Here is a 5,677-nt window from a genome sequence, read left to right as displayed (position 1 = left end):
CTAAACCGCTTCGCATGGGTATCCTGCGGAAACTGTTTGGATACTTCCTCTTCGCTGAAGGAGAAACGGTAGTGTTCGATGTAGCTTTTCAAAAGCCTGTACGCCTCGTTGATGCGCGCCATTTCATCCGCATCTCCACCGATGTCGGGATGTTTGCCCGAAGCGAGATAGCGGTAGCGGCTGGTGATATCTTTCAGGCTGACATGGGTCGGAAGTCCGAGTATCTCCAGTGCTTCGTGTATTTTGTCGTATGCCTTGCTCATCGGACAGCGCCAGCACCGGCACCCGCTCCCGCACCGAGCAGATATTTCATACGGTCATCCTCGAAACGGATACCCAGTCCGAAAAAGAGATTGTCCGCATCGGAGTTGAGGAAGTTGTCGTAACCGATATAGGCATTGATGAACCTGTAGAAGCGGTAGCGGACCGTCGCACGCATGTGGGCATTGCTTCCGCGGATGTCGTTGACAGCATTGAAATCGTAGGCGTCGAGGGAGAGTTTCAGCTTGTCGTGATAGGCGTAATAATCGATCCCCGCACCCGCCGTGCTTTCGATAAATCCCCCGCGAACCATGAAATCCCTGTAGCGCTTGCCGATCTGCGCGGAGACGTACCATTTCCCTTTCTCGTGATCTTTGTCGCCATCGAACGATCCGTCGCTGTTTCGCTCCGAATAGTCGGGCGATGAAAGAATGTCGATCATGTAGTGGCGCGAATAGTAGGGCATGTAGTCGATATGGAGGCCGCCTTTGAAATTTTGGTCATCAGCCATATAGAAACCGTCCATCCCGAGCTCGAGACGTGTCTGGGTCACCGCATCGAGATAGTTGTCGAGTTTAACCATCGTGCTTTCACCCCTGGTGAAGAAACGGTTGACCGAAACGAGCGCATCGTTGAGCGGTTCGCGGTTCTCCTTGATCACGACGTCGAGCTGGTCTTCGAGCGATTCGAATTTGTCTGCAAGGGTGGGTAGACGTTTGTCGAGCGTTTCGCCTGCTCCTTTGTAAGCATCGATCGTCTCCTGGAGTTTCGCCATCAGATCGGGCAGATCGGCGTTGATCGTGTCGGCACTGGTGGAAAATTTCTCGGACATCGTGGCGAACTTCTCCGCGGCTTTGTTGATATTGACGACCAGCTTGTCGATATTTGCCCGGTTTTTCGAGACGATCTCTTTCATGTCACGCGTCAGAACTTCCAGGTTGGCGAACGTATGCTTGAGCTGCGATCGGCTCTCGCTGTCGAGCGTTTCGCGCAATTCATGGATGAACTGTTTCAGCTCTTCGGCTGCCGATGCGACCGATGTACCCATCTCGTCGAACGAGGACATCGGTTTCTGGCGCTTGATGACACCGTGTTCGGCGAGATACTCGTGCGATGACCCCGGTATGATGTTGATATATTTGCTGCCGAGCATCGACTCCTGTGTCAGCAACACTTCGGAATCGGAGGGAATTCTGGCGTTTTTGTAGATGAAAAGGGTTACGACGACTTTGGTGTCTGAGAGCGATATCTCTTTGACATAGCCGACTTCGACACCTTTCATTTTGACTTTGGCATGTTGTTCGAGTCCGCTCGCGTCGTTGATGATCGCTTCGACTTCATACCCTTTTTTACCGACTCCCTGAAATTTGTTGACCTGGGTACTCAACAGAAAGAGGAGTATCAGCCCAATCGTCACAAATAGACCGACTTTCGCTTCCGTTTTCATTGATTTTCCTATAATTCCTGCTCAAATGCGTGCTGATATTCACCGAACGGCACAAGATTGATTTTGAAATAGAACGTAATATTGTGGATAGAATCGGCCTCCTCGGCAGATGTTAAAATCGGCTTGATTTCATCCCGGATACCGACATCGAGATCCCAACAGTTTCTAAAAAGGTGAACGCCCACCCCCCATCGACTCATTTTGCTGTTCAGATTGTCGTATGAGATATTTGCGTACCAGTCATTCCCCTCTTCACTTCGGTATGTCCCGTGCAAAGAGAAAAAGTCGGATGTTCTTCCTTCGTTCAATGTCTCTTTATAGAAATGGTCTATCATTATATCATAGTCGGGATGGGTGTATTTGATATAGGAGGTGGCGGAGGAGACGGAGTGCAGGTAGTAGGAGAAGAAGAGATCGGTATAGATCTCATAATAATCCCAGAACTTGAAACGGACCTCCTGTTCGATGTCACCGTAACGGTTGTATCTCAGATCCCCCTCTTCGATCGGTTCATAGAGAATCGGCTGGGCGATGCGGTAGTAGAGGTATTCGCTTCCTTTTTCGTCGTACAGATAGTTGATCACGCTCATGACGAGGTTCTCTCTGGGCGAACGCAATACAGAGATCTCTTCGATCGTGGAGCCCTTTTCGCTGCTGAAACTCGGTTTGTTGTAGGTGACGCGAAGCTGCATCGTGTGAAACTGGTCGCCGTAACCGCGCGCCAGGTCACTGTAGAGGTCGATCGTGTGGTAGTTTCTGAAGAGTGAATAGTAGTCGTCGTTGACGTTGTTCGCTTCGAGAATATCGTCCATATGCATATAGGATGAATAGGAGTAGTAGAGATTTTCGGAAATCGAGAATTTCAAATAGTCGTCGAAAAAGGAGCTGTAGAAGGTAAGCGGAAAATTGACCTCCTGAAACTGGATGTGCCTGCCGGATTCGGTGAAGAAGTGGTTGAAACGGTAGTCGGCGGAGTACTGCAGCGCATTCCAACCGAACACTGTATTCTGATAGTGGTGCAGCTGGATGATCGGAATATTCTGGAAAGTTTCCCTCTGTTCCTGGTCGGAGAGAGAGGTGTCGATAAAATATTTTCCGTAGAGTCCCACATAATTGGAAGGGGTGTTGTAATAATAATTAATGCGCGATTGTACCTGGGAACTGTCGGTAAGCTCTGCGGTCGTCGATGCCTGCAGGTTGATGTAATCTGGGTCGTTGAGATAGGTGATATCGGCAAAAAAACCGTCCCGATTATCACTGCTGGGAGATGTAAAGAGCCGAAGGCGTTCATATTTGAGTTCGCCACCATAGTGGGAGCTGTTCTGAAGATCGTATTTGTCGATGTAGCTTTTTTTCGTCCTGAAATACCCTACTTTAATGCTTCCTTCGGAGTAGGGAGTATCGACAAAACGGAATGTCGCATAGGCACCGGCACCTCTGTCCGTCCGGTATTGGGGTGTGATTTCGAGGTCCCATTGCGGATCGGGTGCGATAAAGAGGGGCTGGGCAATGATGAAACCGTCTCGGTCCGAGATACCGAAACCCGGACGAAGCAGACCGGTTTTACGTTTCCGTTCGGTCGATACACCGATATAGGGCAGATAGAAAAGAGGGGTCTCTTTGACATAGAAACGGGGGTTCCAGATGTTCATCCACTTTGTCGTCGTATTGTAGTCGACGGAGCTGAATTCGATATGCCAGTCCGGGCAGGTGACATCACAGCTGGAGATGAAGGCCTTTTCAAGTTCCAGCTGATCCTTCTCTTTCTCCGCATGTTCACCTCTCGCCCAGAGCTGCGTTTCGAATCCTGTCAGGAAATAGTTGGTAAAGATATCGTGATCGTTTTCGAAGTCGAGATAGATATGGTCGCTGAGCATCGCATAGTTCATCCCTTTCATCAGGGTGACGTTGCCATCGAGTTCCATGACGGAGCGGTTCGTGTCGTAGACAGCCCTGTCCGCCTGGAGAATCATGTCTTTATAGTAGACGATGACATCGCCTTCCGCCACCAGGGTCGTGTCGTTGCGGTCTACTTTCGAGGCGAGCAGCTGCACGCTCGGCGTCTCCGCGGAAGCCGCATAGAGAATGAGCGAAGAGAGCAGAAACAGGAGCAGACTACGCATTGACAACCAGGGTGGATGCAGTTTTGTCGTGCCAGGTCTGACGGGCAGGATCGAAAAAAGCCCAGACGAAGCCGATGTAGAAAATCATGCCGCTGATAATGCGGAACACAGCACGGTTGAATGCTACCGAAAGGCGGGGAGTCTGCATTGTCGCGATCTCGACAACCTGCATCCTCATCGCGATTTTACCGAGGGATGCGCCATACTGCCAGACGAAAAGGGTATGGTAGAGGATCTGCGTCATCGCCATCATCAGCCAGACACTGTTGATGATCTCGGCAATCTCTTCTGCACTGCCCGCCATCGAAATGGGCTCCCACAGCATAATGATGAACAGTATGCTGATCAGCATGTCGTCGATGGCATAGGCGACGGTTCTGCGACCCAGCGGGGCGAGCTCGAGGCCCGACTCCCGAAGTGCCTTCTCTATGCTCTCATCCATCCGTTGAACGAAGTGCCTGGTATGCGATATCGCTGCGGCACTGCTTGCCGGCGAAATGGACCTGTCCGCAGAGCATGTAGGCGTTGTCCCGCGCCTCTTTGATCGAGTCGCCGAGTCCCACACAGACGAGCACACGCCCGCCTGTCGCCATCAGTTTGCCATCGACCAGGGAGACACCCGCATAGTCGATATGGGCCTTCTGTGCCAGTTCCGTATGAACGATGTTGTCGACGATGATCTCCGCCGGTTCGCTGCTTCGGTATGGATAGTTTTTGCTGGCCATGACGACACCCACGGCATATTTGTCGATAAATTCGACATGGAGCTCATCCAGTTTTCCGGATGCGGCCTTGTCGAACAGTTCGCTGGCGGGTGTTTTCAGCAGTGGCATCAGCACTTCGCATTCCGGGTCGCCGAAACGTACGTTGAATTCGAGTGTATAGGGTTCACCGTTTACGACCATCAATCCCGCGAACAGCACACCTTCGAAAGGCATCCCCTCTTTCGCCATGCCATCCACCGTCGGCCGGATGATACGCTCTTCGATCTTCCGGTAGAGTTCGTCGTTGATCAGGGGTGTCGGCGCATAGGCACCCATCCCGCCGGTATTGGGCCCTTCGTCGTTGTCGAGCAGCCGCTTGTGATCCTGGGCTGCCGGAAGCATGACGAAATCTTTTCCGTCGCAAATGGCAAAAAGCGAGAGCTCGTACCCGTCGAGGAACTCCTCGACGACAATTTTCATACCGGCATCGCCGAAGGCTTTGCCGCTGAGCATTTCGGATGCCGCTTTTTTCGCCTCGTCATGCGTTCCTGCGATGATGACGCCCTTGCCCGCACAGAGACCGTCCGCTTTCACGACTACGGGTACCGGAAGCGAATCGATGAATTTGAACGCCTCTTCGATACTGTCGGTTTCGATGTAACGGGCCGTCGGGATATTGTGGCGGGCCAGGAAGTTTTTCATGAAAATTTTACTCCCCTCGAGCTGTGCCGCTTCCTTGCCCGGACCGAAAATTTTGAGACCACGTGCTTTGAAAATATCGACGATACCGGCAACGAGCGGCGCCTCCGGCCCGACGATGGTGAGGTCTATCTTCTCTTTTTCCACATAATCTGCCAATGCATCGTAATCGTGGATGTCGACATTTTCACCCATCTGGGGCGTCGCCCCGTTGCCCGGTGCGAAGTAGATCTTTTCGACCGCAGGATCCTTGTGCAAGGCACGCCCAATCGCATATTCACGTCCACCACTGCCAACCACCATCACTCTCATGACAAACCAACCTTTGATTTTGGAAATTGAATGGGGATATTATAGAAAAAGTATGCTTAGAAGGAAGTTTTGGTCGTTGGTCGTTGGTCGTTGGTCGTTGGTCGTTGGTCGTTGGTCGTTGGTCGTTGGTC

Annotated in this window: 5 protein-coding genes; all 5 read right to left on the bottom strand. The window is 51.6% G+C overall.

The window, feature by feature from the left end:
* Nucleotides 1-263: J domain-containing protein (locus Q1K24_RS07245; protein WP_300368135.1), on the bottom strand; the 263-nt coding region annotated here is incomplete at its 3' end.
* On the bottom strand, nt 260-1,708 hold the full coding sequence (locus Q1K24_RS07240) for an MlaD family protein (RefSeq protein WP_300368132.1): 1,449 nt from the start codon (nt 1,706-1,708) through the stop codon (nt 260-262). The genes Q1K24_RS07245 and Q1K24_RS07240, both read right to left, overlap by 4 nt.
* Before the next feature lie 8 nt (nt 1,709-1,716).
* A complete protein-coding gene (locus Q1K24_RS07235; RefSeq protein WP_300368129.1) occupies nt 1,717-3,831 on the bottom strand; it encodes a hypothetical protein in 2,115 nt (704 codons plus the stop codon).
* Nucleotides 3,824-4,273 (bottom strand): RDD family protein, encoded by a 450-nt coding sequence (locus Q1K24_RS07230; protein ID WP_300368126.1) that lies wholly within the window; start codon nt 4,271-4,273, stop codon nt 3,824-3,826. The genes Q1K24_RS07235 and Q1K24_RS07230 overlap by 8 nt, the downstream gene beginning before the upstream one ends.
* A complete protein-coding gene (gene purD, locus Q1K24_RS07225; RefSeq protein WP_300368123.1) occupies nt 4,266-5,546 on the bottom strand; it encodes a phosphoribosylamine--glycine ligase in 1,281 nt (426 codons plus the stop codon). The genes Q1K24_RS07230 and purD overlap by 8 nt, the downstream gene beginning before the upstream one ends.
* Nucleotides 5,547-5,677 lie beyond the last annotated feature (131 nt).

Origin of the sequence: Hydrogenimonas sp. (genome assembly GCF_029932565.1) — a bacterium.
Taxonomy (GTDB): domain Bacteria; phylum Campylobacterota; class Campylobacteria; order Campylobacterales; family Hydrogenimonadaceae; genus Hydrogenimonas.
This window is presented reverse-complemented; position numbering and strand designations above follow the sequence as displayed.

Coding starts and splice junctions, on each gene's coding strand:
- Q1K24_RS07240 (WP_300368132.1), bottom strand. CDS start 1,708: ATGAAAACGGAAGCGAAAGTCGGTCTATTTGTGACGATTGGGCTGATA.
- Q1K24_RS07235 (WP_300368129.1), bottom strand. CDS start 3,831: ATGCGTAGTCTGCTCCTGTTTCTGCTCTCTTCGCTCATTCTCTATGCG.
- Q1K24_RS07230 (WP_300368126.1), bottom strand. CDS start 4,273: ATGGATGAGAGCATAGAGAAGGCACTTCGGGAGTCGGGCCTCGAGCTC.
- purD (WP_300368123.1), bottom strand. CDS start 5,546: ATGAGAGTGATGGTGGTTGGCAGTGGTGGACGTGAATATGCGATTGGG.